This is a genomic window from Roseomonas elaeocarpi, from assembly GCF_042433915.1.
GTDB classification, from domain to species: Bacteria; Pseudomonadota; Alphaproteobacteria; order Acetobacterales; family Acetobacteraceae; genus Roseomonas; species Roseomonas elaeocarpi.
This window is the reverse complement of the sequence record NZ_JBHLUN010000001.1, coordinates 99,926-126,225: the sequence shown is the minus strand read 5'-3', so window position 1 is coordinate 126,225 and position 26,300 is coordinate 99,926. Positions and strand designations below refer to the sequence as shown.

General features: G+C 66.1%; 18 protein-coding genes. 9 read left to right on the top strand and 9 right to left on the bottom strand.

The window, feature by feature from the left end; genetic code table 11:
• Positions 1 to 386 precede the first annotated feature (386 nt).
• The 6 genes from ACFFGY_RS00420 (at position 387) to ACFFGY_RS00395 (ending at position 8,504) form a co-directional block, all read left to right on the top strand.
• Entirely contained in the window at positions 387 to 1,052 is a 666-nt protein-coding gene (locus tag ACFFGY_RS00420; protein ID WP_377042365.1) for a TetR/AcrR family transcriptional regulator, read from the top strand.
• Positions 1,049 to 2,368: an MFS transporter gene (locus ACFFGY_RS00415; RefSeq protein ID WP_377042364.1), complete on the top strand. Its 1,320-nt coding sequence runs from the start codon at positions 1,049 to 1,051 to the stop codon at positions 2,366 to 2,368. Before ACFFGY_RS00420 ends, ACFFGY_RS00415 begins: the two co-directional genes overlap by 4 nt.
• Before the next feature lie 47 nt (positions 2,369 to 2,415).
• Entirely contained in the window at positions 2,416 to 3,441 is a 1,026-nt protein-coding gene (locus ACFFGY_RS00410) for a histone deacetylase family protein (RefSeq protein ID WP_377042363.1), read from the top strand.
• 46 nt (positions 3,442 to 3,487) lie between these two features.
• A complete protein-coding gene (locus ACFFGY_RS00405) occupies positions 3,488 to 5,524 on the top strand; it encodes a hydantoinase/oxoprolinase family protein (protein ID WP_377042362.1) in 2,037 nt (678 codons plus the stop codon).
• A gap of 1 nt (position 5,525) precedes the next feature.
• Entirely contained in the window at positions 5,526 to 7,478 is a 1,953-nt protein-coding gene (locus tag ACFFGY_RS00400) for a hydantoinase B/oxoprolinase family protein (protein WP_377042361.1), read from the top strand.
• Positions 7,479 to 7,829: 351 nt separating this feature from the next.
• Positions 7,830 to 8,504: an MBL fold metallo-hydrolase gene (locus tag ACFFGY_RS00395; RefSeq protein ID WP_377042360.1), complete on the top strand. Its 675-nt coding sequence runs from the start codon at positions 7,830 to 7,832 to the stop codon at positions 8,502 to 8,504.
• Positions 8,505 to 8,641: 137 nt separating this feature from the next.
• Here ACFFGY_RS00395 and ACFFGY_RS00390 read toward each other — a convergent pair whose 3' ends face one another.
• The 9 genes from ACFFGY_RS00390 to ACFFGY_RS00350 all read right to left on the bottom strand — a co-directional run bounded on the left by ACFFGY_RS00390 (position 8,642) and on the right by ACFFGY_RS00350 (position 18,802).
• The gene (locus ACFFGY_RS00390) at positions 8,642 to 9,457 is read right to left on the bottom strand and encodes an NAD-dependent epimerase/dehydratase family protein (RefSeq protein WP_377042359.1); all 816 of its coding nucleotides are present in this window, start codon (positions 9,455 to 9,457) and stop codon (positions 8,642 to 8,644) included.
• Positions 9,458 to 9,531: 74 nt separating this feature from the next.
• The gene (locus ACFFGY_RS00385; protein WP_377042358.1) at positions 9,532 to 10,728 is read right to left on the bottom strand and encodes a mandelate racemase/muconate lactonizing enzyme family protein; all 1,197 of its coding nucleotides are present in this window, start codon (positions 10,726 to 10,728) and stop codon (positions 9,532 to 9,534) included.
• A gap of 81 nt (positions 10,729 to 10,809) precedes the next feature.
• Positions 10,810 to 11,988, bottom strand: coding sequence for a mandelate racemase/muconate lactonizing enzyme family protein (locus ACFFGY_RS00380; protein ID WP_377042357.1), 1,179 nt, complete (start codon positions 11,986 to 11,988; stop codon positions 10,810 to 10,812).
• Between the two features lie 18 nt (positions 11,989 to 12,006).
• Positions 12,007 to 13,104, bottom strand: coding sequence for an ABC transporter ATP-binding protein (locus ACFFGY_RS00375; protein WP_377042356.1), 1,098 nt, complete (start codon positions 13,102 to 13,104; stop codon positions 12,007 to 12,009).
• 74 nt (positions 13,105 to 13,178) lie between these two features.
• On the bottom strand, positions 13,179 to 14,084 hold the full coding sequence (locus ACFFGY_RS00370) for a carbohydrate ABC transporter permease (RefSeq protein WP_377042355.1): 906 nt from the start codon (positions 14,082 to 14,084) through the stop codon (positions 13,179 to 13,181).
• Positions 14,081 to 15,040: a carbohydrate ABC transporter permease gene (locus ACFFGY_RS00365; RefSeq protein WP_377042354.1), complete on the bottom strand. Its 960-nt coding sequence runs from the start codon at positions 15,038 to 15,040 to the stop codon at positions 14,081 to 14,083. The genes ACFFGY_RS00370 and ACFFGY_RS00365 overlap by 4 nt, the downstream gene beginning before the upstream one ends.
• Before the next feature lie 72 nt (positions 15,041 to 15,112).
• Complete coding sequence (locus ACFFGY_RS00360) at positions 15,113 to 16,621, bottom strand: extracellular solute-binding protein (RefSeq protein WP_377042353.1); 1,509 nt, start codon at positions 16,619 to 16,621, stop codon at positions 15,113 to 15,115.
• 73 nt (positions 16,622 to 16,694) lie between these two features.
• On the bottom strand, positions 16,695 to 17,438 hold the full coding sequence (locus ACFFGY_RS00355; RefSeq protein WP_377042351.1) for a ribonuclease activity regulator RraA: 744 nt from the start codon (positions 17,436 to 17,438) through the stop codon (positions 16,695 to 16,697).
• Between the two features lie 47 nt (positions 17,439 to 17,485).
• Positions 17,486 to 18,802 carry a mandelate racemase/muconate lactonizing enzyme family protein gene (locus ACFFGY_RS00350; protein ID WP_377042350.1) on the bottom strand — a complete coding sequence of 439 codons (1,317 nt, stop codon included), beginning with the start codon at positions 18,800 to 18,802 and terminating at the stop codon, positions 17,486 to 17,488.
• A gap of 424 nt (positions 18,803 to 19,226) precedes the next feature.
• Between ACFFGY_RS00350 and ACFFGY_RS00345 the strand changes: the two genes are divergently transcribed.
• The 3 genes from ACFFGY_RS00345 to ACFFGY_RS00335 all read left to right on the top strand — a co-directional run bounded on the left by ACFFGY_RS00345 (position 19,227) and on the right by ACFFGY_RS00335 (position 25,530).
• Entirely contained in the window at positions 19,227 to 20,264 is a 1,038-nt protein-coding gene (locus ACFFGY_RS00345; RefSeq protein WP_377042349.1) for a LacI family DNA-binding transcriptional regulator, read from the top strand.
• A 306-nt stretch (positions 20,265 to 20,570) separates the two neighbouring features.
• Positions 20,571 to 21,551 carry an aldo/keto reductase gene (locus ACFFGY_RS00340; RefSeq protein ID WP_377042348.1) on the top strand — a complete coding sequence of 327 codons (981 nt, stop codon included), beginning with the start codon at positions 20,571 to 20,573 and terminating at the stop codon, positions 21,549 to 21,551.
• 1,009 nt (positions 21,552 to 22,560) lie between these two features.
• Positions 22,561 to 25,530, top strand: coding sequence for a carbohydrate-binding domain-containing protein (locus ACFFGY_RS00335; protein ID WP_377042347.1), 2,970 nt, complete (start codon positions 22,561 to 22,563; stop codon positions 25,528 to 25,530).
• Positions 25,531 to 26,300 lie beyond the last annotated feature (770 nt).

The following is a 26,300-nucleotide window of genomic DNA, read 5'->3' as shown; positions in this document are numbered from 1 at the left end:
GTTCGAACCTCAAACGGCTACCGGGACCCCCGCGCCATGTTCCGACCACCTGGATCACAAGATTGTCTTACGCGAGCCGACCACCAGCCTGAGCGATTATCATGCCGTGGGACCTGACCAGCCAGCCACCCGCCCTGTCCTGAAAGCGCCATCACGCGGATTGCCGCCGATGTGCTGTCCTACTTTACCGTCTTGGACATGATCGCGGCGTGGAGCATCACCACCAGCCTGTTCGGTGCTCCCGCAGCAGTTCGCGGGCCGCTGCTTAGCGCGTGGTCATACTGAGGGTTTCCTGCGCAACCCAGCGTCACCCCTTCCGGGAAAAACCTTGCTGCACTCCCAAATAGATACTGACCAGTCGGTATTTAAATGCGAACGTCACGGCGATGTCACAGCCAGCCCGACGCTCGCAAGCCGACCGCAGCACGGAAACCTGCGAGCTGCTGATCCGCGCGACCGTCGAGCTGTTGCAGAGCGCGGGCTTCGCCGGCGTCACCACCGCCCGCGTCGCCGCGCGCGCCGGCGTCACCACCGGCGCCCTGCACCACCACTTCACGACGAAGGACGACCTGCTGCTCGGCGTCTTCGAGCACGTGTCCGAACGGGTGCGGCGCCGCCTGGAAGAGGGTGACGACGCGGCCGGGCCGTCCGGCCCCGACGCGGCGGAGCTCGTGGCGCATCTGTGGGAGGTCTACGGCGACCCGGCCTACTGGGCGATCTGGGAGATCATCATCGGCACGCGGGCGGAAAACGGCTTCCACGGGCGCGTGGTCGCCGACCGTGCCGCCACCATGCGCACCGTGATCCATCCCTGGGTGCGGCGGCAGGTGCTGTCCGAGGACGCGCGGCCGGAAGCGATCGCGCTGTTCGAGTTCATGCTCGTCGCGATCCGCGGCCTGAGCCTCGAACGTTTCCTCGACAAGGATGCCGCCTATTTCGAGCGCAACCTCGCGCTGCTGGCGGACACGGTCGGCCGCCGCTTCGGGTTGCTGACGACGGCGCGACAGGGCGCCGGCACGAAACCAACCAGGGCTGGGAGAAAGGGATCATGAGTGACGCCGTCGGGGTCGGCCGCGCGCCGACCGGGCTGATGAGCCGGCAGCGGATGCTGTGGGGCGGTGCCTTCGGGCATTTCATCGAATGGTACGACTGGTCGATCTACGGCTTCCTGGCTGGGATCTTCGCGTCCCAAATGTTTCCCGCGGACCAGCCGGCGACCTCACTGCTCGCCAGCTTCACCGTTTTCGCGGTCGGCTTTCTCGGCCGCCCGGTGGGCGCCTTCGTGCTTTCGCCGCTGGCGGACAAGTACGGCCGGCGCGTCATGCTCTCGGCCACCATCATTATGGCCGGCATCGGCAGCCTGCTGATCGGCATCTGCCCGACCTACGCGCAGATCGGCCTCGCCGCGCCGCTGTTGATCCTCCTCGCCCGGCTGCTGCAGGGTTTCTCGGCAGGCGGCGAGTACCAGATCGCCATCACCTTCCTCAACGAGCATGCCAGCCCGCGCAACCGGGCCTTCGCCGCCTCGCCGCAGCAGGTCTCGATCGGCATCTCCGTGCTGATCGCCACCGCCGTCGCGAGCCTGACGACGAAGTTCATCGGCCCCGACGACCTGGCGAGCTGGGGCTGGCGCCTGCCCTTTATCTTGGGCGCGGTGCTGTCGCTCTTCGGCCTCTACCTGCGCTCCGGCCTGGAGGAAACGCCCGCCTTCGAGCGCGCCCGCGGCGAAGATGCGCGGAGCGGCCGCGCGGTGAGCGCGGCGGGAATCCTCGCCTCCATCATGGAATACCCGCGCGAGGTCTTCATCGTCTTCGTCGTGCAGCTCAACGGCCTGCAATACTATCTCTGGATGATCTTTCTGCCGACCTACGCGAACATGGTGGGCGGGCTCGACCGCGCCTCCGGCTTCGCGGGCAGCATCCTGGCCAGCATCGCCTATTGCATCGGCGTGCCGCTCTTCGCCTTTATCTCCGACCGCATCGGCCGCAAGCCCTTCCTGATCGGCGCCGCGGTCTGCTTCCTGCTGTTCACCTATCCCATGCTGTCCATGCTGGCGGGGCCCTCGCTGACTTTCGGCGCCTTCGCCTTCGTGGCGGTGGCCGGCGCGCTCTTCGTGTCACTCAACAATGCGGTGCTCGGCACCGTCTTCGCCGAGCTGTTTCCCACCCGCGTGCGCGCGTCGGGCATCGGCATCCCCTACGCAATCTGCGCGGCGATCTTCGGCGGCACGGCGCCGATGGCGGCGACCTACCTGCATGGGATCGGCGGGCCCCTCTACATCTCGCTCTACGTGATGCTCGTCTGCATCATCACCATCGCGACGCACGTCTTCCTGACACCCGAAACGCGCGGCCGGATCCTCGACTGAGCCGCGCCACTCCTTAACGCCGCCCCCTCCAAGAAAGGAGATGCCAGATGCTCGTCGTCCATCACCCGGACCAGGCCCTGCACGATCCCGACACCGTGTTCCGCACCGGCAAGTTCATCGCCCAGCCCGACCGGGCCGAGCGGTACCGGATCTTTCTGGACATTGTCCGCTCCGACCCGCACGAGATCATCGAGGCGCCGCTGAACCGGCCCGAGGCGATCACCGAGGTGCACGACCCCGACTACGTCGCCTTTCTCAAGGGTGTCTACGCGCGCTGGATCCAGAACCCGGATTTCGGCCCGGTGGCCATCCCCAACGTGCATCCCACGCACCGGATGTTTCGCAAGCCCACGGAACTGCTGGGCGAGCTCGGCTGGTACAGCAACTCCACCTCCTGCCCGATCACCGAGGGCACCTGGCCCGCCATCTTCGCCAGCGCGCAGGTGGCCGTGCACGGGGCGGAGCGCCTCACCGCAGCGGGCGGACCGGTCTATGCCATGTGCCGCCCGCCCGGGCACCACGCCTATCCCGACCTGATGACGGGCGTGTGCTATTTGAACAACGCCTCGGTCGCCGCGCAGCAGCTCACCAAGCGCTTCGGCAAGGTCGCGATCATCGATATCGACGTGCACCACTGCAACGGCACCCAGCACATCTTCTGGGAACGGCCGGACGTGCTGGTCTGCTCCGTCCACGTCGATCCGCGCCTCACCGCGCCCTTCTATGCCGGCCATGCCGACGAGACCGGCGGGGACGCCGCCAGGGATTGCAACTTCAACCAGCCTCTGCCCTGGGCCACGCCGAACGGCCCCTGGCTCGACGCCATCGACGCGGCCCTGGCGCGGATCCGGGCCTTCGCGCCGGGCGCGCTGGTGGTCTCGCTCGGCTTCGACGCCGGGGCCGATGACCCGACGGGCACGCTGAAGATCACTGACGCCGGCTTCGCCGAGGCCGGGCGCAAGCTCGCCGCCGCGAACTTCCCCACGCTGCTGGTGCAGGAGGGTGGCTATCTCAGCCCCTCGCTGGGCGGCTACCTGCGCTCCTTCCTGCGCGCCTTCGAGGGCGCGCGCTGAAGCGCGCCCCGACACCCCCGTTTCCCTGACCACGCAGCGAGGCCAGATGCTCAGGATCGGCATCGATATCGGCGGCACCTTCACCGACTTCGCCATCTGGCGGGGCGAGCCCGCGGGCTACGCCGATGTCGAGCCGATGAAGACCCCCTCCACCCCGCCCGACTTCGCCGAGGGCGTGAAGCGGGGCCTGCTGGCGCTGCTCGACGCCGGGCGCATCGCGCGAAACGAGCCGATGCTGATCGTCCACGGCACGACGGTCAGCACCAACGCGGTGATCGAGCGGAGCGGGCCACCGCTCGCCCTGCTCACCACCGCGGGCTTCCGCGACATCCTCGGCGTGGCCCGGCTGCGGCTGGACCGCCCGACCGATCTTTTCGCGACGCGCCCCGCGCCGCTGATCCCGCGCCACATGGTGCACGAGGTCGAGGAGCGCATCCTGGCCGACGGCAGCGTGGACCGGCCGATCAACCGCGAGCAGGCGGTCGAGGCCGCGCGGGCGGCGCAGCGGGCCGGGGCCGCCGCCCTCGCCGTCTGCTTCCTCCACGCGCACCGCAACCCCGCGCACGAGCTGGCGGCGGCGGAGGCGATCCGCGCCGCCCTGCCGGAGCTGGATCTGGTGCTGTCGCACGAGGTCTGGCCGCAGCAGGGCGAGTACGAGCGCGCCAGCGCCGCGCTGCTGAACGCTTATGCCCGCCGCGCCATGTCCGGCTACATCGCCGAACTCGACCGCTTCCTGGCGGAGCACCTGCCGCGGGCGCGCCTGCTGGTGACCAAGTCCAACGGCGGCGTCATGTCGGCGGCCGAGGCGACCCGCATGCCCATCCACACCCTGCTGTCCGGCCCCGCCGCGGGGGTGACGGGATCGGCGGTGCTCGGCGGGATGCTGGAGGTGCCGGCGCTGCTGACCATGGACATGGGCGGCACCAGCACGGACATCTCCATGATCCGCGGCAACCGGGTGATGTCCTCCCACGATGGCCGCGTCGGCGATTTCCCGCTGATGATGCCCGTCACGGCGATCGAGGCCATCGGCGCCGGCGGCGGCTCGATCGCCTGGATGGACGGTCCCGTGCTGAAGGTTGGGCCCCGCTCGGCGGGCGCGCGGCCCGGCCCGGCCTGCTACGGCGCCGGGGGAACCCAGCCCACCGTGTCCGACGCCTATCTGCTCTGCGGCTTTCTTTCGGAGGACGCGCCGCTCGCCGGCGGGCTGCGCCTCCGGCGTGACCTGGCGGAGGCGGCGATGCGCCCCGTGGCCGCGGCCCTGGGGCAGGACGAGACGGGGGCGGCGGAAAGCTGCATCGCTATCGCCTCGGCCAACATGCTCGCCAATGCCCTGCCCTTTATCGCCCGGCTGGGCGTCGAGCCCTCGGAGCTGACGCTGATGATCTTCGGCGGCGCCGGCGCCATCCACGGCCCGCTGCTGGCCGAGGAGATGGGGATCGGCCGGGTGGTGGTGCCCCGCGTCTCCGCCGTGTTCTGCGCCTTCGGCTGCCTGGTGTCCGACCTGCTGCACGATGCCGTGCAGACCGTGCACGGCACGGCGCCGGACGATGCGGCGATCGCCGCGACCTTTGCGCGGCTGCGGGACGACGGCCGGGCCTGGCTGGCACAGCAGGCGGCCGGGCTGGAACCTGCTTTCGAGTACCACGCCGATATCCGCTACGCCGGCCAGTCCTTCGATGTGGACACGCTCCTGCCGGTCACGGTGGCGGAGGCGGGCGACCGCGCCGGCATCGCCGCCGCCTTTCACGCGGAGCACGAGCGGCTCTACGGCCACGCTCATCCCGGCGCGGAGATCGAGATCATCTCGCTGCGGCTGCGGGTGCGCGGCGCCCTGCCCAGCCCCGGCGGCACCGGTGCCGCGCGGCGGCCGGGCACGGCACCCGTTTCGCGATCCCGCCCTGCACGCTTCAACGGCGCCTGGCACGAGACGCCCGTCTTCGACTGGGCGTCGCTGCCCGATAGCTGGCAGGCCGCCGGCCCGCTGATCGTGGAGCAGGAAACCGCGACCGTGCTGGTCCCGCCCGGCTTCGCCGCGCAGCTCGGGCAATTCGGTGACCTGATCCTAGAACGGAGGCGCTGAGATGGATCCCGTCCGCACCGAGGTGATGCGCAACCGCTTCGCCGCCATCGCGGAGGAGGCGAGCAACGTCGCCTACCGCACGGCCTACACGACCTTCGTCAAGCAGACCCAGGACTACCAGGTGGCGCTGGCCAGCGTGGAGGGCGAGTTCTTCGCCTATCCTGTGCGCTCCGGCGTCACTTCCTCCGTGTGCCAGAACGTACGCGGGCTGCTGGACGAGATCGGGGCGGAGAACCTGTCGCCGGGTGACGTGATCATCACCAATGATCCCTTCTCCGCCGACGCGCTCTGCACGCATACGATGGACATCCACCTGATCCGGCCGGTGTTCCGGGACGGGCGGATCGTCGCGCTGGGCTGGGCCTTTATCCACGCGTCCGACATCGGCGGCTCGGTTCCCGGCAGCATCTCGCCCACCAACTACGAGGTGTTCCAGGAGGGCGTCCGCATCCGCCCGAGCCTGCTGTACAAGGCGGGCGTGCTCAACGAGCAGCTCTGGCACTTCTTTGCCGACAATTCGCGCATCCCCGATCTGATCTGGGGTGACCTGCAGGCCATGATCTCCGGCCTCACCCTGCTGGACCGGCGCACGCAGGAGCTCTGCGACCGATTCGGCACCGAAGGGTTCCTCGACAGCGTGCGCGACGTGATCGCGCTGTCCGAGCTCAAGGCGCGCCAGGCGATCGCGCGGCTGAAGGATGGCGAATACGTCTTCCACGAATACCTGGAAGCCTTCGACGGCAGTCACGTCTTCATGCACGCGCGAATGATCGTCGCGGGCGAGACACTGGAGATGGATTTCTCCGGCAGCGACCCGCAGGTGCGCTACGCCCTGAACTTCACCACCAGCGAGCGGCCGCATCCCTTTCTCTGCATGCCCGTGGTGAACTGGATCCAGACGGTCGAGCCGACCATTCCGATGACGGGCGGGATGATCCGGCCGATCCGCACCCACGCGCCCCGCGGCACCTTCATGAACGCCACCTTTCCCGCCGCGATGGGCAATCGCTGGGTGGCCGTGATGCGGGTCTACGACGCGATCCTGGGTTGCCTGAATCAGGCCGTGCCCGGCGGGCTGGCGGCGGCGGGGTCCGGGCAGGCCGGCATCATCTCCGTCGCCTCGCTGGACCCACGCACCGGGCGCCAACACGTCAGCGTGGTGGAGCCGTTTATCGGCGGCAGCGGCGGCCGCGTCCGGGCCGACGGGGTGGACGGCATCGACCAGCCCGTGGCCTTCCTGCGCAGCGCGCCGGTGGAGGTGGTGGAGGTCGAGACGCCGCTGGTGATGCGGCACTTCGCCTTTGAGCCGGGCAGCGCCGCGGCCGGGCGGCATCGCGGCGGCCACGCCATGCGCATCGAGTTGGAGAACCGCGCCTGGGCGGCGACGGTGACGGTGCGCGGGCTCGACCGCTTCCGCTTCCAGCCCTGGGGCGCCGCCGGCGGCGCCAGCGGTCACTCGGCCAGCGCCGTGCTGAACCCCGGCAGGCCCGGCGAGCGCGACCTCGGCAAGATCGACGTACTGGACATGGGACGCGGCGACGTTTTGCGCATGATCACCCCCGCCGGCGGTGGCTTCGGTGACCCGCTGGACCGCCTCCCGGCCCTGGTGGCCGCCGACGTCCGCGACGGGCTGCTGAGCCACGCGCAGGCGGAGGAACGCTACGGAGTGGTGTTGCTGCCGGACGGCGAGGTAGCCTCCGAGGCCACCGAAATGCTGCGAAGGGGGCGCAGGGATACCGCAACGCCTGGCTTCAGCCACGGAGCAGCACGAGAAGATCTGGAGGCGCGGTGGCCCGCCTCAGCGAGTATCGCCCTGGCCAATGCGATGCTGTCCGTTGCGCCGAGACTGCGGACATTCTGGATAAAGGAGCTTCGCGCCTTGCTGGATCAGCAGGAAGAGCAGGTGACCGCGGAGGCGGTGCGGCAAGCCTCACAGCGCCTCATGTCCGGATGAGGTGGCCGTAGCCTGAGTACCTCCACCCGCAGATTGAGCAGGTCTGGGTGCGATCGGCGATCAGAGATGTTGATCGGTCAGACCGGCCTGTCCGTCTTGGTCGCTGCGGGTTCAAGACAAGAGACCGGCCAATAAAGCTTGCAGCCAGGCCGCAGGTTGACGCTCACTGCCATGACCGGTCACCAGACGGGGAACCGGTTGCCGTAGCTGCGGGCGCAGCTTTGGCTGCATGAGCCGTACAACCTGGCAACAGCGATGCGAAAAAGCTGGCTCCTGTGATACTGCCGGCGGCAGCAGGCTCATCCCAGGACGGAAACGTTACAGCTTCGATTGGATGGAGCATCAAGCGGCATGAGGATTACCTTCTACGCCCACGCGAGCTTCCGGCTGGACTCCGCAGAGCTGAGCGTCATCACGGATCCCTACGATCCTGCGGCATCCGGCTTCACGCCCATCGATGAGCCGGCGGATCTGGTCATCATGAGTTCGGCAACCGATAGGTTCCACTCAGACCCGAGCCACGTTCGCGGTGAACCCGTGGTGGTGAACGCGCTCGTGGATGTTCCACCAGGGGGCGTCACCGTGCGGGATGTGCCGATCCGCGCCTTCCCCACCAGTGAAAGCCTCACCTTCGATTTCGGGCGGGATCCGGATGCGAACGCGATGTACCTCTTCACGGTCGGCGGCGTCCGGGTTCTGCACATGGGCGACGTCGGCAATGCGATCGAGCCCGCGGTGCTGGACAGCCTCGTGGGACAGGTGGACGTGCTGCTGGCGCTGACCGGCGCCCACGCGACCATCGCGCTCGACGATCTCGACCAGGCGATCGCGGCCATCGCACCTCGCATCGTGATCCCGATGCACTACTGGCACCCGCGCGGCGTGCTCAGGATCGAGCCCGTGGAGCGCTTCCTGCAGCGCTACCCCGAGGCGATGATCAGCCGTCCTGGCTTGACGTCGATCACGGTCGATCCCCACGACCTGCCACAGGCGCGCCGGATTATTGTGCTGGATCAGGCGCGCTGAACGAGGCGGCAGGGGTGGTGCGGGGCTGGCACGGCATGTGCGCCTGTCTTCAGGTATGCGCCCCGCACCGCACCAACCCGCATCCCTGAGCCACCAAGTCTTCTGCCCCGGCGAACCCCTGCGCGACGGCGAAGCCGCTACCACTCCCGGCGACTGGTGATCTCGTCGATTGCCTCGGCCAGGGAGTGTAGCTGGGATGCGACGGCCTCGTCGGCGCGGCGGTCGTCGGACAGGTCCGGGGCGGTTCCGTCCTGCGGGGCGTAGCCGATCACGCGACGGGTGGTCTCGATGTCCCACCGCATTCCGGGATTGTTGCTCATCAGGTTCAGCACGGCGAAGCCGACCCCCTCCGCTAGAACTGCCTGCTCCATGGCGTGGCAGAGGTCACGGTTCGAGAGCCACATCAGCTGGCCCCAGCTGCCCCAGTGCATGTGCGGACCCGGCCGGTTCTCCCCCTGCTGGCAGTAGCCGATCCGGAAGCACACCACCGACAAGCCCCAGCGCTCGTGATAGGAGCGCCCGAGCCGTTCGCCGATCAACTTGGAAACGCCGTAGGGGTTGACCGGCCGTGGCTCGACCTCGGGAGTGAGTAAGCCGTCCTCGAAGCGGTGCCCCGCCACCACCCAGTTGGAGCTGGCAAAAATCAGTCGGCGGACGCCGCTGCGGGCAGCGGCTTCGTAGACATTCTGTGTCATGTCGATGTTGTAGGTCACCGCCTCCGCCCAGGAGGTTCGCGGGCTGGGACGCCCAGCGAGGTGGATCACGGTGTCCACGCCGGCGAAGAGGCCCGCCCACGCCTCATCCCAGACGGACAGGTCGGCCACCGCCACGGCGGGGTTGCCGCCGTTCACGACGTCCACGAGGCGCAGCGGCCAGCCCAGGGACTCGAAATGCTGTCGTAGTTTGGTACCGATATTGCCGAGCGCCCCGGTGATCAGAACGGTTTTCGCCATGCGCTGCTGCCTTGTCGGTGCGGGGCGGAGCCGTAGGCCGGCACAACCGGGAACGGCTCCGACGGAGGTCCTGCTCAGTCGAAGAAGCCGCGATCCGCCTCGGCCAGGTAGGGCAGCGCCTTTTCCGCATTGATCTCGATTCCCAGACCAGGCCGGTCCCAGACCTCGATGAAGCCGTCCTTGACCACCGGGTTCGGCAACCCCTCCACGATGTCGGCCCACCACTCGGTGCGGCCCCACGGAAGCTCGAAGGCGATGTAGTTGTCCGGCAGGGTGGCGCAGACCTGCACCAGCGCGGCGAGGCCGATCATGCCGTTGGCGACGCCGTGCGGCGCCATCAGGATACCGTGCAGGTCGGCGTATTCCGCGATCCACTTCAGCTCCGCGAGGCCGCCGACGTCGCAGGGATCCGGCCCGATCACGTTGACCGCGTGACTCTCGATCAGCTGCTTATAGTTCTGACGGAGGTAGATCTGCTCTCCCGTGTGAATCGGCGTCGAGGTGGCGCGCGTGACCTCCCGGTACAGGTCGGCATTGACGTAGGGCACGTAATCGCCCGTGATCATGTCCTCCAGCCACATGAGATTGTACGGCTCCACCGCGCGCGCCAGGCGGATCGCATCCGACACCGACATGCCGGGCCCGCAGTCGAGCGCGAGGCCAATGCCGTCGCCCAGCACCTCTTTCATCGCAGCGACGCAGGCGACGATATGCTTCAGCCCGCGCTCGGTCAGCGGACCGCGGGTCAGCGCACCGTGTAATGATCCCGCCCGTGATTCACCGTAGTGAAAGTCTGGCATCGCCTGCTTCATGCCGCTGTGAAAGCCGATACCCTGCTTCACGATGGTAAAGCCCTGCGGCGAATCCTTCATCGCCTGGACAGATTCCGCGAAATCCTCCGGCTGGAAGCGGCTCATCGGCGCGCGGATGGCACCGTTATACACGCGCACCCGGTCGCGTACCTTGCCGCCCAGCAGCTTGTAGACCGGCACTCCCGCCGCCTTGCCCGCGAGATCCCACAGCGCGATCTCGATGGCGCTGACCGCAGCCCCAAAGGGCTTGAAGGCTCCGCGCTGGCGGATCTTGAGCATCACACGCTCAACGTTGGTCGGGTCCTCCCCGAGGATCGCGTCGCGCAACTGCATGACGTGCGAGATGATGTAGGGTTTGGTGTGCTCGACCGGCCCCAGGCCGCTGAGGCCGGAATCCGTGATGATGCGCAGAATCGGGTTGTGCCCCAGCACTGCGCAGCGCAGGTCAGTGATTTTCATGAGCTCTCCTCCGCCCCGCCGCGCGGAGCGCATGATGCCGCGGCCCGTCCCGGAGCCGCTTGGGGGTCTAGGGGAGGTGCGTCAGGCGTAGGGCTGATCGCCAAAAAAGCTTGATCCTGGCTTCAGGTGCGCGCGCGCCACGTCCTCGTCGAGCGTCAGGCCGTGTCCCGGGCGGTTGTTGAGGTGGATGAAACCGCCGGTGATCGTCGGCTCACCCACCACGAGGTCGCCCCACCAGGGAACGTCGTGCGCGTGGTATTCCATGACCAGGAAGTTGTTCATCGCCGCGCAGACATGGGCACCCGCCACCGTGCCAACCGGGCTCGCGACGTTATGAGGAGCGATAGGAGTGTAGTAGAGGTCGGCGTGGTCCGCGACCTTCTTGGCTTCCGCAAGGCCGCCCATCTTCGGGATATCGGGGGCAATGATCCGGGCGGCCTGCTTCTCGATCAAGTCGCGGTAGCCGTGCTTGCGGTACAGGTTTTCTCCGGTACAGATCGGCGTGCGCGTGCTGTGAGTGACGTGTCGCTGCGCCTCAATGTTTTCCGGTGGGACCGGGTCCTCCAGCCAGAGCAGGTCATAGGGTTCCAGCGCCTGAGCAAGGCGGATGGCATCGTTCACGCTGAACTTCCAGTGCGCGTCCATGGCCACCATGATCTCGGGGCCAACGGCTTCCCGCACTGCTCGCACCACATCCACCATCCAGCGCAGTTCCTGCGAGCCGATGGTGCGGTTGAACGGCTCGAACCATTGCCGCCGCAGGTGCGGATCGTCGGAAATGTCGAGGGTGAAGGGATTGCTGGTGTCGAGATCGAACTTGATGGCGCTGAAGCCGTCCTCCACGACCTCTCGCGCGCGTCGGCCGTAATCTGCCGGATCAGGCGTGGCACCGGCATGGCAGTCGGCGTAGATGCGGATCTTTTCGCGGAAGCGGCCACCGAAGAAGGTGGAAATCGGCGTCTTCAGTGCCCGTCCCAGCAGGTCCCACAGCGCGATCTCGATGCCGCTGATCGCCGTGACCGTCGCGCCACCCTGCGAGCCCTCCCCCGATAGGCAGCGGATCATCACTTCAGTGATCTTGGAGATGTTGACCGGGTCTTCCCCGAGCAGCAGCGGTCTGGCCTTGTGAACCAGTTCCGCGACACCCGCACCCCAGTAAGCCTCGCCCAGGCCAGACACGCCACTGTCGGTCTCGATACGGACGAGGACCCAGGGGAAGTTCCCCTCGATGACGGCGGTGCTGACGTTCGTGATCTTCATGGCGCTGTTCCCCTCACACTAATGCAAGCTCAGGGCCTGCTGCGTGCGCCCGTCGAACAGGTGCAGCTTGTCCTGCTCAAACCGAAGCCAGACCGGATCATCCGGCGCGACCTGCACCTCCGGTGGCACGCTGACGACCAGCAACGCCGCTCCGACGTGTACGTGCACGTAGGTGATGTCGCCCGTCGGCTCTACCGTGTAGACCCGACCATGAACGGTATTCGGCGTCTCCTCCTGTAAGAGGCGGATTGCGCCGTGCCGCGCGCCGAGAACAATCTCGTCGCTGCCGGAGGCCAGCGCCTTGCGCCCGTTCCCCGCGGAAAGCGTGCAGTTCCAGCCATCGGCACCGAGCAGGACCACATCCGTCCCCTGCATGGAGACGCGCGCTGGCAGGAGATTCATCGCCGGGCTGCCCACGAACCCCGCGACGAAGGTGTTGGCCGGGGCGTCGAAGACGCGCGCCGGCGTATCGTACTGCTGCAGGTCACCGCCGTTCATCACCGCCATCCGGTCGGCCATGGTCACGGCCTCCATCTGGTCGTGCGTGACGTAGATCACGGTCGCCCGCTGCTCTAGGTGGAACCGCTTGAGCTCAGAACGCATCTGAACGCGCAGCTTCGCGTCGAGGTTCGACAACGGCTCATCCATCAGGAAGACGCGCGGGTTGCGCACCAGCGCCCGGCCCAGCGCGACGCGCTGCTGCTGCCCGCCGGAAAGCTCCCGCGGGCGCCGCTGCAGCAGGGGCTCGATGCTGAGCACATTGGCGGCGGAGCGCACCTTTGCCTCGATCTCGGCGCCGGGCATCTTCCGCATGCGCAGGGGGAAGGCCAGGTTGTCGAACACGGTCTTGTTCGGATAGAGCGCGTAGTTCTGGAACACCATCGCGATGTCCCGGTCCTTGGGATCGAGGTCGTTGACCACCCGTCCGCCGATCACGATGTCGCCGTCACTATGCTCGATCAGCCCCGCGACGAGGTTGAGCGTGGTGGTCTTGCCGCAGCCGGAGGGACCAACGAGAGCCACGAACTCCCCATCGTTGATCGTCAGCGACAAGTGGTTGACGGCCACCATCGGGCCGTAGCGTTTCACCACGTCGCGCAGCTGTACCTGAGCCATGTGTTCTTCCCTGGATTGTTGTGTCCCCGGTCCTGCTGCGCCGGGGATCTTGGGACGTTGGGGCGGGTGTGCGGCTAAGCCTTGACCGCGCCTTCCGTCAGCGCTCGGACGAAGTATTTCTGCAGAACAAGGAAAAGCAGCACCACCGGCACGCTGGTGATAAAGGACGCCGCCATCAGGCCCGGCCAGTTAGTGGCGTATTCCGTGAAGAAGCGCTGCAGCCCGATCGGCAGGGTCAGCTTGCTCTTGTCGTTGAGGAAGGTCAGGGCATAGACGTACTCGTTCCACGCCAGGATGAAGGAGTAGATCGCGGTCGCGATGATGCCTGGTGTGGAGAGCGGCATGACCACCCGCAGGAAGGCCTGGAACCGGGTCGCCCCGTCGATCCGCGCCGCCTGCTCGAGTTGCACCGGGATGTTGTCGTAGAAGCCCTTGAGCAGCCAGATCGAGAGCGGCAGTCCGAAGGTCAGGTAGGTCAGGATCAGCGACAGCTCCGTGTTCACGAGGCGTAGCGCGCGCATCATGATGAAGAGCGGCATCAGGAACACCACGGCCGGGAACATGTTCCGCAGCAGCACGGAGTGGAACAGCAGGTGCCGCCCGGGAAAGCGGAAGCGGGAAAAGGCATAGGCAGCCGGCACCGCCACGATGACACCGAGCACCGTCGTCGCGCTCGCGACCAGGATGCTGTTCGCCATGTAGCGCAGGAAGTCCCGCCCAACCTCGTTGGCCGGTGAGAGCAGGCGCGTATACTGTTCGAAGGTCACTTCGCGCGGGATCCAGGACGGCGGGTACTGCAGCGCCGCGAATTGGGTCTTCAACGAGGTCAGCAACATCCAGAGCATCGGCAGCACGGTGAAGACCAGCAGGGCCGTGAGAAAGAGAACCCGCGCCACGTCCCAGCCGGTCCATTTCCGCCGGCGTCGCGTCTTGGGGATGGACGCGAGGGCGGTCGGAGGAGCCTCGAGGGCCGTACTCATTCCGCTGCCTCCTTGCTGCCGCGCGACAGGGCGCGAACGTAGAAGTATCCCAGGCTCATCATCACCACGAACAGGATCACCGAGTAGGCGGAGGCGAGGCCGAAGCGGGTACGCTCGAAGGCGAGCTGGTAGATGGCGGTGATCCAGATGTCGGAGGCTCCGACCGGGCCGCCGCCCGTCATGATCCAGGGGATGATAAAGCTGTTCAGATTCGCCACCAATAGCAGCAGCGTCGTCACCACGGTCACGCCGCGCAGGTGCGGAAAGGTGATGTGCCAGAAGCGATGCCAGGGTCCCGCCCCGTCGACCTGCGCGGCGCGGTGGAGCTGGTCGGGCACCGTTTGCAGCCCGGCCAGCAGCATGATCATGGCGAAGGGGAACTCCTTCCACACGTTGACCACGATCAGGGCAGGCAGCACCGTTTCCGTGTTGTCGATCAGATTCAAAGGGTGATCCGTGATCCCAAACTCGATCAGGATCGCGCTGATCACTCCGAAATCGCTGTGGTACAGCCAACGCCAGATGTAGGAGGCCGCGACCCCGCTGATAACATAAGGGATCAGCAGGATACCCCGCAGCATTCCGCGGCCGATGAAGGCCCTGTTCAGCGACAAGGCCGCGCCGAGGCCCAGAACGAAGGCGAAGAAGGTGGAGAAGACCGTCCAAACCGCCGTGTTCCAGGTGACCTCCCGGAATGCCTCGCTGCCGAGAATGCGGAGATAGTTGTCCACTCCGACATAGGTCTTGTCCTCCAGCGCCAGGCTGGGCGGCGTGTCAAAGAAGGAAAGGTAGACCGTGTAGTACACGGGATAGCCGATCACGAGGAGCATGACCCCGAGTGCCGGCGCGATGTACAGGTAATCGGTCCAGTGACGCAGGATGCGTTCGAGCAGTCCGACGCTGCGCCGCGTTGTTACTTCAACTCTGACCGAAGGCTGTGAGAGCGATACGTCCACGAGTGAGGTCCTTCCATCGCGGGGAGCGAGGCGCGGCGGCCGTCCCAGCAGCACGCCGCGTCGCACCGGCGATCAGAGTCCAGACAGCAGCGACTTCACCTTCCGCGCCGCATCGTCGGCGGCATCCGAGACCGACATCTTCCGCGTCAGTGCGTTCTGCAACATGTTCGGGACGATGATGTTCATGATCTCCCCGGATTCAGGAATCACCGGATAGGGGATGCCACTGGTGAGCATGGAGGTCGTCACGTTCAGGAACTTCGTCTGCCCCAGCCGCTCCTTCATCCACTTCGTGCGGAAGCCGCGCCGGTTGCCGGGATTGGAGCTGGTCCAGGCCAGCTTGGTGGACCACTCCGGTCCGGTCGAGAAGGCGATGAAGGCCCGGGCGGCTTCGGTGTCGAGCGTGCCGTCGACCATCTTCGGATTGAACATGTGCAGGTTCCACCCGCCGAAAACCACGGCGCGCCGCGCTGGTCCCTGAGGGATGAGCCCGTAGCGCATGTTCGCCACCACAGCGTCCGCAATTCTTTTGTCGTCACCGGTGGCGCGCTGCGCACGATCCACCATGGTCGCGTACTCGCTAGGATGGCTAATCATCATCGCGAGCTGCCCCGCGATGAACGGGTCCTGGTTCTCCGTTTGCGTGTTGGTCAGCGCGGAAGTGGGCACGGAGCGGTCGCGGACGTACATGTCATAGGACGCCTGCAACGCCGCCTTGGAGCCGCTGTTGTTGAGCATCACTGTCTTGTAGGTCGGCGCATCCGCGGCCTCGTCCAGTGCTCCTCCACCATAGGCCCAGAGCTGCGGCATGAAGCGGAAGGGCGTGTTGCCGGCATTGGCACGCGCCACCATGCCGTAGCCGCTCTTGCCAGTCTTTTCCTTGATCTGCCGGGAGTAGGTGACGAGTTCGTCCCAGGTGGCGGGCGGACGTTCCGGGTCGAGTCCGGCAGCCTGGAAGATGGCTGCGTTCCAGATCAGGGCCATGGTCTCGTTGTTGGTGGGCACGCCGTAGGTCTTGCCTGCCCAGGTGACCGACTTCATCGCACCCGGCCAGAATTCGGCGGAGTCGTAGCCGACATCCTCCGGCTTCAGCTGGCTGAGCTGCCCCTTGGCAGCGAACTCGACGCCCCAGAGGATCGGAAACTTCGCCACCATCGGCGCCGCGTTGCCGAGCACCGCCGTGCGTGCCTTGTTGAGCATCTGATTGTAGTCGAGGCTCTGCTTTTCGATCGTGACGTTCGGGTAAGTCTTGGCGAAGGCCGCCCAGAACTGAGCATCAATCACGTGGTCCAGCCGTGGAGATGCTTCGTTCGGTCCCACGTACCAGTAAGTCAGCTTTCCCCTGTAGTTGAGCGGCACCACCTTGGCGCACTCAGCCGCGGTGTCGACGTCGATCGTTCCCGCAATGCTGTTGATGTAGTCGGGAGTCCAGAGTGCCGCCTCGGCAGCGGTTCCAGCCGGGGACGGAGCAGCGGCAAGCCCCCGGGGCAGGCCGGCTGCCAGCGTCGCCGCTCCGGCAGCACCGAGCAGCTGGCGCCGTGACATGGACGCGGCGGGGGCGACGCGATCTTGAGACAGCATCCCAACGTTCCTCCATTTGCCCGCTTTCTGACGTGCGGGTTTGTACGCGGTCCTGCTTGGTCTCCCGTGGAAGTCAGGGACGCGCCTCCTGTGCGCGCAGCCACGCCTCGTATTCAGGCCGGGCTTCCTCCGAGAGGGGATAGTATCGCTTCAACTCCCCTCCTGCCGTCAAACGTTCCTTGGAGAAAGCCTCCCACTCGTGATGCCTGGAGGCCTGCGCGATCACCTCTTCGGCCAATTTGACGGGTACCACGACGGCGCCGTCGTCATCGGCCACGACAATGTCGCCCGGCATGACAAGCACGCCGCCGCACGCAACTGGCACGTTTACCGCGAAAGGCATAATATCCGTCTGCGTGTGGAAGTTCGGGGTCAGCCCGCGGATCCAGTAACCAAGATCAATCGCCTTGGCATTGGGGAAGTCGCGCAGGCAGCCGTCGATCACCACGCCCGCGCCGCCTTTCCCCCTGAAGTAGGTCAGCATCATTTCCCCGAAGATGCCGCTGCGCATGTCGCCGCGGGCGTCCACCACGACGACGTCGCCGGGCTGTGTATGATAGAGAACGTGGCGGTGCAGCTGCAGCTCGGGCTGCGCGTACTCGTCCGCACCGTACAGGTCTTCCCGCTTGGGCATGAACTGCAGCGTCAGGGCTGGACCGGCCATGGCTCGACCAGGTTTGTAGGAGGTCGGGCCGAACATGTGAGCGTTGCGGATGCCCATGCGGCTGAGCGTGCTCGTCACCGTGGCGGCACCGATATGGTGCAGCGCATTCACCCATTCCTGGGGCGGGCGGGTGATGTCGTTGGTCTGGATCATGGGTCAATCTCCGGGACGCGGGTGGGCGGGACAGTCGGCGGTGCAGGTCATCCGCGCTCCACCCGCTCGAAGCCGATCTTCTTCCTGTTCCAGCTTTCGGTCGGCAGGAACATGGTGCCCGGCGTGCGCAGATTGGCCTCGACGACCTCCGGGTTCAGGTCGATCCCCAGGCCGGGGGCCTCCGGCACCTTCACGTAGCCTTCGTTCATGTAGTCCGTGTCGAGGCCGGTCACGAGGTCAGCCCAGAAAGGGACGTCGAGCCCGTGGTGCTCCAGCGCGACCAGGCTGGAGATCGCCGCACCGCAATGCACGTTGGCCATGAATCCAATCGGAGAGCAGGCGCAGTGAAGGGCCGTAGGCAGGCCATGACGCTCGCCATAGTCAGCGATGTTCTTGGTTTCCAGCATGCCGCCGGAGCTCAGCAGGTCGGGGTGCAGCACGTCGAAAGCGCGGGTCTCGATCGCCTCGCGGAACCCGTCCCAAAGGTAAAGGTCCTCCCCGCCCGCAACCGGCGTCAGCAGCGCGTCGGCGACCCTCCTGTGCCCTTCGATATCGTGCCAGGGAAGCGGGTCCTCCAGCCAGGCAAGGTTGAAGGGCTCCAGTGCCTTGCCGAGACGGATCGCCTCGTCGGCCGTGACGTAGCCTTCCCCGAAGTGGTCGATGCAGAGGGAAACGTCGTTGCCAACTTCCCTGCGCACCGCCGCGACGATCTCCACCGCCGCCGCGATACCGGCCTCGCTGAGCTTCGCGCCGCGGCCGGATGAGGGCGCACGTGCCGCCTTGGCCAGGTCGTACTCGTAGCGCGTCGGTTGCCCGATCACCCCACCCGGGGTCATTTCGAACAGCTTGGGCTTGAGATCGAACTTGATGAAGGTCAGTCCCATCTCGGCACGGCCGCGCACGGCACGCGCGTAGCCCTCCGGTGACGCGTCGTCCGGCACGGGCGTGTCGCCGTAGAGCCGCACGCGGTCACGGTACTTGCCGCCGAGGAACTGGTAGCAGGGCACGCCGTAGATCTTGCCCACGAGGTCCCAGAGCGCGATTTCGATACCTGACACGCCGCCGCCTTCCCGCCCCCAATTGCCGTAGCGGCGCATGGCCCGGAAGATCATGTCGACGTTGCACGGGTTCTGCCCGATCAGCATGTGCTTGAACTGCAGCGCGTTCTCGGGATGGCCGCCGTCGCGCACCTCACCCAGGCCGTAGACGCCCTGGTTGGTGTCGATGCGGATGATCGGGTAGTAGCAGTGCCCCGTCACCACCGCGACCCGCATGTCGGTGATGCGCAGCTCGCTTGGTCGGGAGTGGGTGGAGACGACGCTCTCGACCCGCTCGATGATGTTGCTGTCCTGGGCAAGCGCCATCGGGTTCGCACTCCTGCATCGGTCGCGCGGCGTCTGCCGGCACGTCCGGACGGTGGAACGGGCACCGGTTTGGCGCGGTGCTCGCCAGATCGGGAAGGATGATGTCGGGCCTGCAAGCCGCCGCCCGGCGCAATGCGCTCAGGATGAAGAGCGATGATCCCCGCGCGGTCGTGGACGAAACGGCGTGCCTGGATTATCGCGCGCACGGACAGAGTGCATGGCTTGTTTCCTCTCCCGGAGGACACGCCCGCTTCGGTTCACCTGATGGCGCCTGCGGTGCGCTCATTTGTTAACCGAATCATTATCGCTGCCAAACTTGAAGCGCAACCCTGTTGCGTAGCCACCGCAACATTTTCCATGGCCGAGTTGCAGGCCTCTGGAATGTTGCGGCACAACAAGACCTGCGCAGAAGGATCGACGCTCAATGGCCCTGGGCCGCCCCACCATCCAAGACGTCGCAGACCGGCTCGGCCTGTCGAAGTTCTCGGTCTCGCGTGCGCTCTCGGGAAAGCCTGGCGTCGGAGCGGCAACGAGGGCACGCGTCCTGCAGGTCGCGCACAGCATGGGTTATCGGCTGAACCCGGACCTGCCGCAGGCAAGCCGCCAGATCTTGTTCATCCGTCAGGAGCTCGATCCGGTTAGCGGCGAGCTGTGGCTTAACATGATGCACGGCGCGGAGCAGGAGGCGCAGAAACTCGGCTTCTCCATCGTGCCGCGCCAGGCGCAGTACCTCGGTGACGGCAGCCGGCTGGACAGCGCTGTCGTCGGCCTGATCCTCGCGGTGCCGCGCCCACCGGAGCTCACGGCGCTGGCGCTGCGCACTGGCCTGCCGGTGGTGTGCGCCAGCTACGTTGGCCCACTTGAGCGCATCGATCAGGTCGTCGGCGCGGACTGGGAAGCCGGGTTTGCCGTTGCTCGCCTCCTGCTCGGCCTCGGCCACCGTAACATGGCGTTCGTCCACGGCAGCACCACGCCGCTGGGCCGTGCGGAGCGGTTTCGTGGGTTCCGCGATGGCTTGCTGGAGGCCGGAGACGCCACGGTGGAAGACATCATCTTCAACGAGGCGGGAGGATTCCGTGACCCGTTCCTCGCCTGGATCCGCGATGGTGGGGAGCCGACCGCATTGTTCTGCGCCCATGACGGCATCGCGGTAAACGTTGTTTCCGAGCTGCTGCGCATGGGCATCCGCGTACCGGAAGATGTATCCGTCGTCGGCTTCAACAATTTTGCTTCGGCGTCGCAGGTGTCTCCGCGGCTGACCACGGTGCACACGCCCCAGGTCGAGATCGGCGCAGCCATGGTGCGTTGCATCGCTGACCGCCTGACCCGGACCGGATCGCAGGCACCGCCGCCGGTCCGCCTCGCCTACGTGGCGGAGATCATCCAGCGGGAGTCCACCGCACCCGCCAGTCCAAAGACGTGGCTCGCGCAGACACGGCGGGTGGCAGCCCGAAAGGCTTGATCCGTGCGGATCGGCTCGCTGGCGAGGACGGCCATGCGGCGCCAAGCTGGAAGCCTTCCGTTATCTTTGTTAGGTTATTTGTTGCGCTTTTACCTGTTTTTTGTTGCCTCCAAACCGCGGACGCTCCTAACCTCAGCCTGGACGCGCAGGGGCGAGAACCTGTTCAGCATCGCTTGAATTGGCGGGGGTTGCTCCTCTTGCGTCGCTTGTTGTGCTGGTCAATCCCCTCGTCATGGTAGCGGCCTGTCCGCATCAGCGCCTGAGGGATTGGGACGTAACGTCCAGCCGTGAGCTGGGAGAGCAGACTTGAAATACACGAAGCTCGGCCGCTCCGGCCTCGAGGTTTCCCGTATCTGCCTGGGATGCATGACCTTCGGGGAGCCTGATAGAGGCAACCCGAAATGGACCCTGCCGGAGGAGGAAAGCCGTCCGATCATCCGCCAGGCGCTGGAGCTCGGCATCAACTTCTTCGATACAGCCAATATCTACTCGAACGGCTCCAGTGAGGAGATCGTCGGTCGGGCACTGAAGGAGTTTGCCCGTCGCGACGAGATCGTCATCGCCACGAAGCTGAACACCGCGATGCGCCCGGGTCCCAACGCGCAGGGCCTTTCGCGCAAAACAATCATGACAGAGATCGACAACAGCCTGCGGCGGCTTGGTACGGACTACGTCGACCTCTACCAAATTCATCGCTGGGACCCGAACACGCCGATAGAGGAGACGCTGGAGGCGCTTACGGAGGTCGTGCGTGCGGGAAAGGTGCGATATATCGGCGCCTCCTCCATGCATGCGTGGAAGTTTGCCAAGGCGCTTTACCTTTCCGATCGGAAAGGCTGGGCGCGCTTCATCTGCATGCAGAACCACTACAACCTGCTGAACCGTGAGGAGGAGCGGGAGATGATCCCTCTCTGCCTTGCCGAGGGAGTCGGCCTGATCCCCTGGGGGCCGCTCGCGCGCGGCCTGCTGGCGCGTGAGCCGGGCTACAAGAGCCTGCGCAAGGACACGGACCTCCTGCGGCCGGTGTTCTATGACCCGACGGAGGCGATTGATCGTCCCGTGATTGATGCCGTGGCCGCGGTCGCCGCGCGCCATGGTGTGCCTCGGGCCCAGATCGCCTTGGCCTGGCTGCTTGCCAATCCCGCAATGGCGGCCCCGATCATCGGTGCCAGTCGTGCGCTTCAGGTAAGCGAGGCGGTGGGTGCCGTTTCCGTGGTCCTCACGCCGGAAGACATGGATGCGCTGACGCGTCACTACCTGCCCCACAAGGTGTATGGGTTTGAGTAGGCGTGATTGCGATCGTGCATCATACGGCAGGGTATAAGTTTGCTTTTTCTCTGTTTGAGAAGTGCTTCCGGCGCAGTTGTTTCTACAGACCGACATCGCCTGAAGATTGATCAGAGTGAAATAGGCACTCGGGTGTAGCTGGATGCCTGGCGTGAAGCGCCGCACTACTCAGATCGGGAACGTGCGGCACTGGCCTGGACGGAGGCACTGACCCTCATTGCTGAAACCCGCAGCCAGATGGAGCACCGACACCGGTCTCTCCTCGGCAATGCAGCAGCGTGACAGCCGGGTGGGATGACTGCGGGTACGCAGGAACAATGTCCACCATGAGGGCAGCCCACGATCAGCCACGCTGCGATGTGGCTGACGTGGCGTGGCCGGCAGGGCGGTGACCTGTCCGAGCGGCCGTCTCGGCCAATGCGGCTGAGGCTGTGTCACTAAGTTGATCCAGCGTTCCGAGAAGCGCGGAGCGTGGTCACGTTGGACGAGCGGCAGGCCAAACGGGAGGCGGTGCTCTACGGCTTCACCTCGAGGAACACGTGGCAGCCATTGGTTACCCGGTCGTGCTGGACGATGTGATCTCGATGCAGCCGTCGAGGCTGCACCGAGGCTCCTCCAGTCCAGCCGAAGCGGAGCACCGCATCTTGCCCCGCGTGGAAGCCTGAACAGGTGACGCACCCCCCCAAAAGCACTCGGCTGCACCCTGATAATCCGCGACCGTAATAACATGTGTTAACTGTAAGATCCCCTGACATCGCTTCCGCGCTCAACCCTTAGTTGCACCGATCAACGTCCATTTGCCTTGTAAAGCTCTCCGACACTGCCTGAGGATAGTTTTCCAATGAAATGAAATACCTCGATTATCTGCCCTAAGTCCGTTGCTATTCCGTTCGCCGATGTGTCAGGTCGTCGCCGCCGGACCCGTTCTTTGAGGGATGTCCGGAATTTGGAACGATTTCTTAGGCCGGAATGCCAACCCAGAGCGGGCGCTTCCGGGGAAGGGCAGAACATGAGCGTACAGCAAAACGGCATCGTCGCGCTGCGCCTGGAGAACGCGGGAGCCGCGGATCTCGAGGCCGGCGTGGCCACCTTCGGCCAGGTCTTCGCCCAGGGGGAGGTCGGCAACGGCTCTCACCTGACGGCCAGCATCGGTGGGGTGGATGTTGCCGTGCAGATGGACGTGAAAACGCGCTGGGCGGACGGTTCGGTCAAGCAGGCCGTGGTGTCCGTGGCACGGCCCGACCTCCAGGCCGGAAGCTCCGCTGAGGTGGTGCTGAATGCGGCCGCCGGGGCGAATCAGGCCGCCGCGGTCGACATGAACTCGGTGCTCGCGAACCATTCCTTCGCCGTGGACCTGACGGGGGGGAGCAGCCCTGTCCACGTCGACGTGCTCGACGTTCTGCGCACGGCGCTGGCCAATGGCACCGCGGACTTCTGGCAGCAAGGTGAGCTCGCGACCCAGGCCCGCGTGTCCGTGGACCTGCCGGGCTCGCAGCGCCTCGTTTTCGACGTCACTGCCTACAAGGGCGGCGGCATGTCGGTGGAAGCGCAGTTCAACAACGACGCCGCCATGATCACCGATGGCGGACGCGCGTCCTGCAACGTCCAGGTCACCATGGATGGGCATGTCGCGGCCAACGAGAGCGTAAGCCAGGGCCTGTACCAGAACTGGCACCAGAGCTTCGACACCGGCGTGGACGGTGGTCAGGGCACCGGCAGCCCCGAGGCCGGATGGCTCAACATCCACCAGGACATCTCGCATCTCGCCGATACCGGCGCGGTCGCGCAGTACGATCTTTCCACCCCGATCCCCGAGGCCGACCTCGCAGCGCTGGGCACCGCGGCCGCGGCCGCCGGTACGGACACCCCGCTGGCGGTGAACGGGGTTACGCAGTACATGCCCGGCACCGGCGGGCGCGCCGACATCGGCTTCACCACCGAGACCAACACCACCTGGCTGATCACCCAAGATGCCCGCGCGGCCGCCTATGCGCTGGATCAGGCCGAGACCGCCAGCAGCGTGCCGTGGAACATGTGGGACGCGGCCAACGGCAAGTGGCTGAGCGCCGACGACTACCCGAAGCTGTGGACCGACCCTCGCGGCGGCACCGGCGCGGCGGGTGACGCCAATTCGGGCAGCCTGACGCAGCAGTCCGACGGCGACACCGGCTGGAACCTCGACTCCGCGCATCAGCCGGATCTGTCCTACGTTCCCTACCTGATGACCGGGGAGCGCTGGATGCTGGACAACCTCCAGGCTCAGGCGGCCTGGAACGTGGAAAGCGTGTGGACGGCCCAGCGCGGCGACGACGGCATGCTGGTGGTCCAGGACAACCAGGTGCGTGGTGCGGCCTGGAGCCTGCGCCAAATCGACGAGGCCGCTTATGCGAGCCCCGATGGCAGCGCCGAGAAGGCCTACTTCACGGAAGTGTCCAACGCGAACTGGTCCTGGCTGGTGTCCAAGATCCCGGAATGGACGGCGCAACAGGGCGAGGCGCACGGCTACCTGCCCGGCGAGTACGGCGCGGCCGGTGCCCTGCCGCCCTGGCAGCAGGACTACTTCGCCTCCACCGCGATCGCGGCCGCGTCGCAGGGTAATGCGGATGCCCTCACCTTCCTGAAGTGGGAGGCGAACTTCCTGGTCGGGCGGTTCACCCATGCCGCCGAGGGCTTCGCCGAGCATGACGGCGCCGCCTACCTGATCGCCAACGCCGATGCGACCACCGGCACGCCCTACACGACCTGGGCCGAGATCGGTGCGCAGACCGTGGCCCGCGGCTGGTCCAACGGCGACGGCTGGGAACAGAGCCAGGGTGACTACCCGCAGCTGGCACTGGCGACCCTGGCGGGCATTGCCCGCCTTACCGGCTCGCAGGAGGCTGTCGACGCCTACAACGCCCTGGTGGCCGACGGCGCACCCTTCACGACCCAGGCCGACTATGCTCAGGACCCGACCTTCGCCATCGAGGCGCCCGGCGCGGCTGGCTCGGTGACCCCGGTCAACACGGGGTCGAGCACCACGCCGGTCACCGGGGCGGCGGCTCCGGCGACGGATCCGGTGACCAGCACGGACCCCGTGGCCGTCACCGACCCGGCGACAGCTGATCCGGTGAAGGAGCCGGCGACGGGAACGGAAACCGGACAGACCGGCACCGATCAGGGCGACAACACGCCGGCATCGTCCGCAGCGGGCCAGGACGGCCTGTCGATCGTGCTGGGCGCCGAAGCCTGGCAGGGCAACCCGGTCGCCACGGTGATGGTGGACGGCGAGGTGCGCTTCCGCGGTGAGGTGACGGCAACGCATGCTTCGGGCGGCGAGGCCATCGACCTTGGCAACTATGCCGCGGGCTCGGACCATGTTGTCACCGTGACCTACGACAACGACGCCTGGGGCGGCACGGCCGAAGCCGACCGCAACCTCTACGTCGAGGACATCGTGGCGGGGGGGATCAAGACCGGGAGTCAGGGCGACCTGCTGAACTCGGGCACCTTGACCTTCCGGGTCGAGACGCCGTCGACCGAGACCGCTGCCGCGGCCCCGGCGGAGACGCCGACCAGGACACCGACCGACACCACGGCCGAAACGCCGGCGACGACCCCGGTCGCGGCGCCGACTGACGCGCAGGCTTCCGTGCCCAGCGTCGGCGAGGGTGATCACGTGATCAGGCTCGGCCTGTCCGAAGACGCCTTCGGGGGCGACGCCCACTTCGCCCTAGAGTTGGATGGAAAGCAGATCATCGACTCCCGCGCGGTAACGGCCTCGCACAGCATGGGCGACGTGGAAATGCTGGACATCCTCACCTCCGTCGATCTGAGCAAGGGTGACCATCAGCTGAGCGTCCAGTTCCTGGACGACCACTGGGGCGGCAGCGCGGACCAGGACCGGAACCTCTACGTGGACTCCATCCGGGTGGACGGCACGGACCTCCAGCATAGCGCGGCGCTGACGAACAACGGCGACGCGCTCTTCTCGATCTGAACGGCAACCGAAGCTTCTGTTACTGTGTCCAGCGCTGAGAAGCGCTGGACACGCTCCGTTCATCAAAAACACAAAGAAAAACGAACCTGCCCGACTTCATGGGCGTGACCCGATGCCTGATGGTAGCGCCCCCGGAGATTCACGCTGGGAAGTAGACATTTAAAGACTGCATGCCGCCAATCCTAGCAGCTCATCACTCATGCTGAGCGATGGAAGTTCTCCACTGCCATGCAATTGGGATTAAGTGGCACTTCCACTCCAGGTAATGCATTGCTCCGCCGAGGGCATTACTGCTCGAAGCATTCTACTACTACTTTCAGAACCTCATCGCCAATCACCTACGGACGTACAACTTGGTGAGGCTGTACGGGGTTTGAGAAAGGCCGGGGCTACATCCCTGCAATCAGATGACGAATTTGCGAAATCGCTGGGGTGCAGTCACCGAGGCATCCCTTCCTGTCCGGGCGCATCGATTCGCGGAACAACGTCCTTCGCACCGGCGGGCAGAGCATCCGGGGAGCAGGCTGAACTGTTGTTTTCCCGACGCTGAAGGTTCAGGTCGATCAAGGAACGGCACGATCAAGCTTGACGCCTGGAACCACGACTTGCAGGCCTGCGGCACCTGGCTGGCCTGCAGCATGTAGGCAGCGGCAGCGGCCGCGGCAGTCGCGCACGGCCCGCCCTTCGGGCTCGCCGAAGAGGCGACTTGAGAGCGGGCAGAACTGGGCAGGAGGGGCAACTGATTATCGCGACACGCGGCGTGGCGCCGG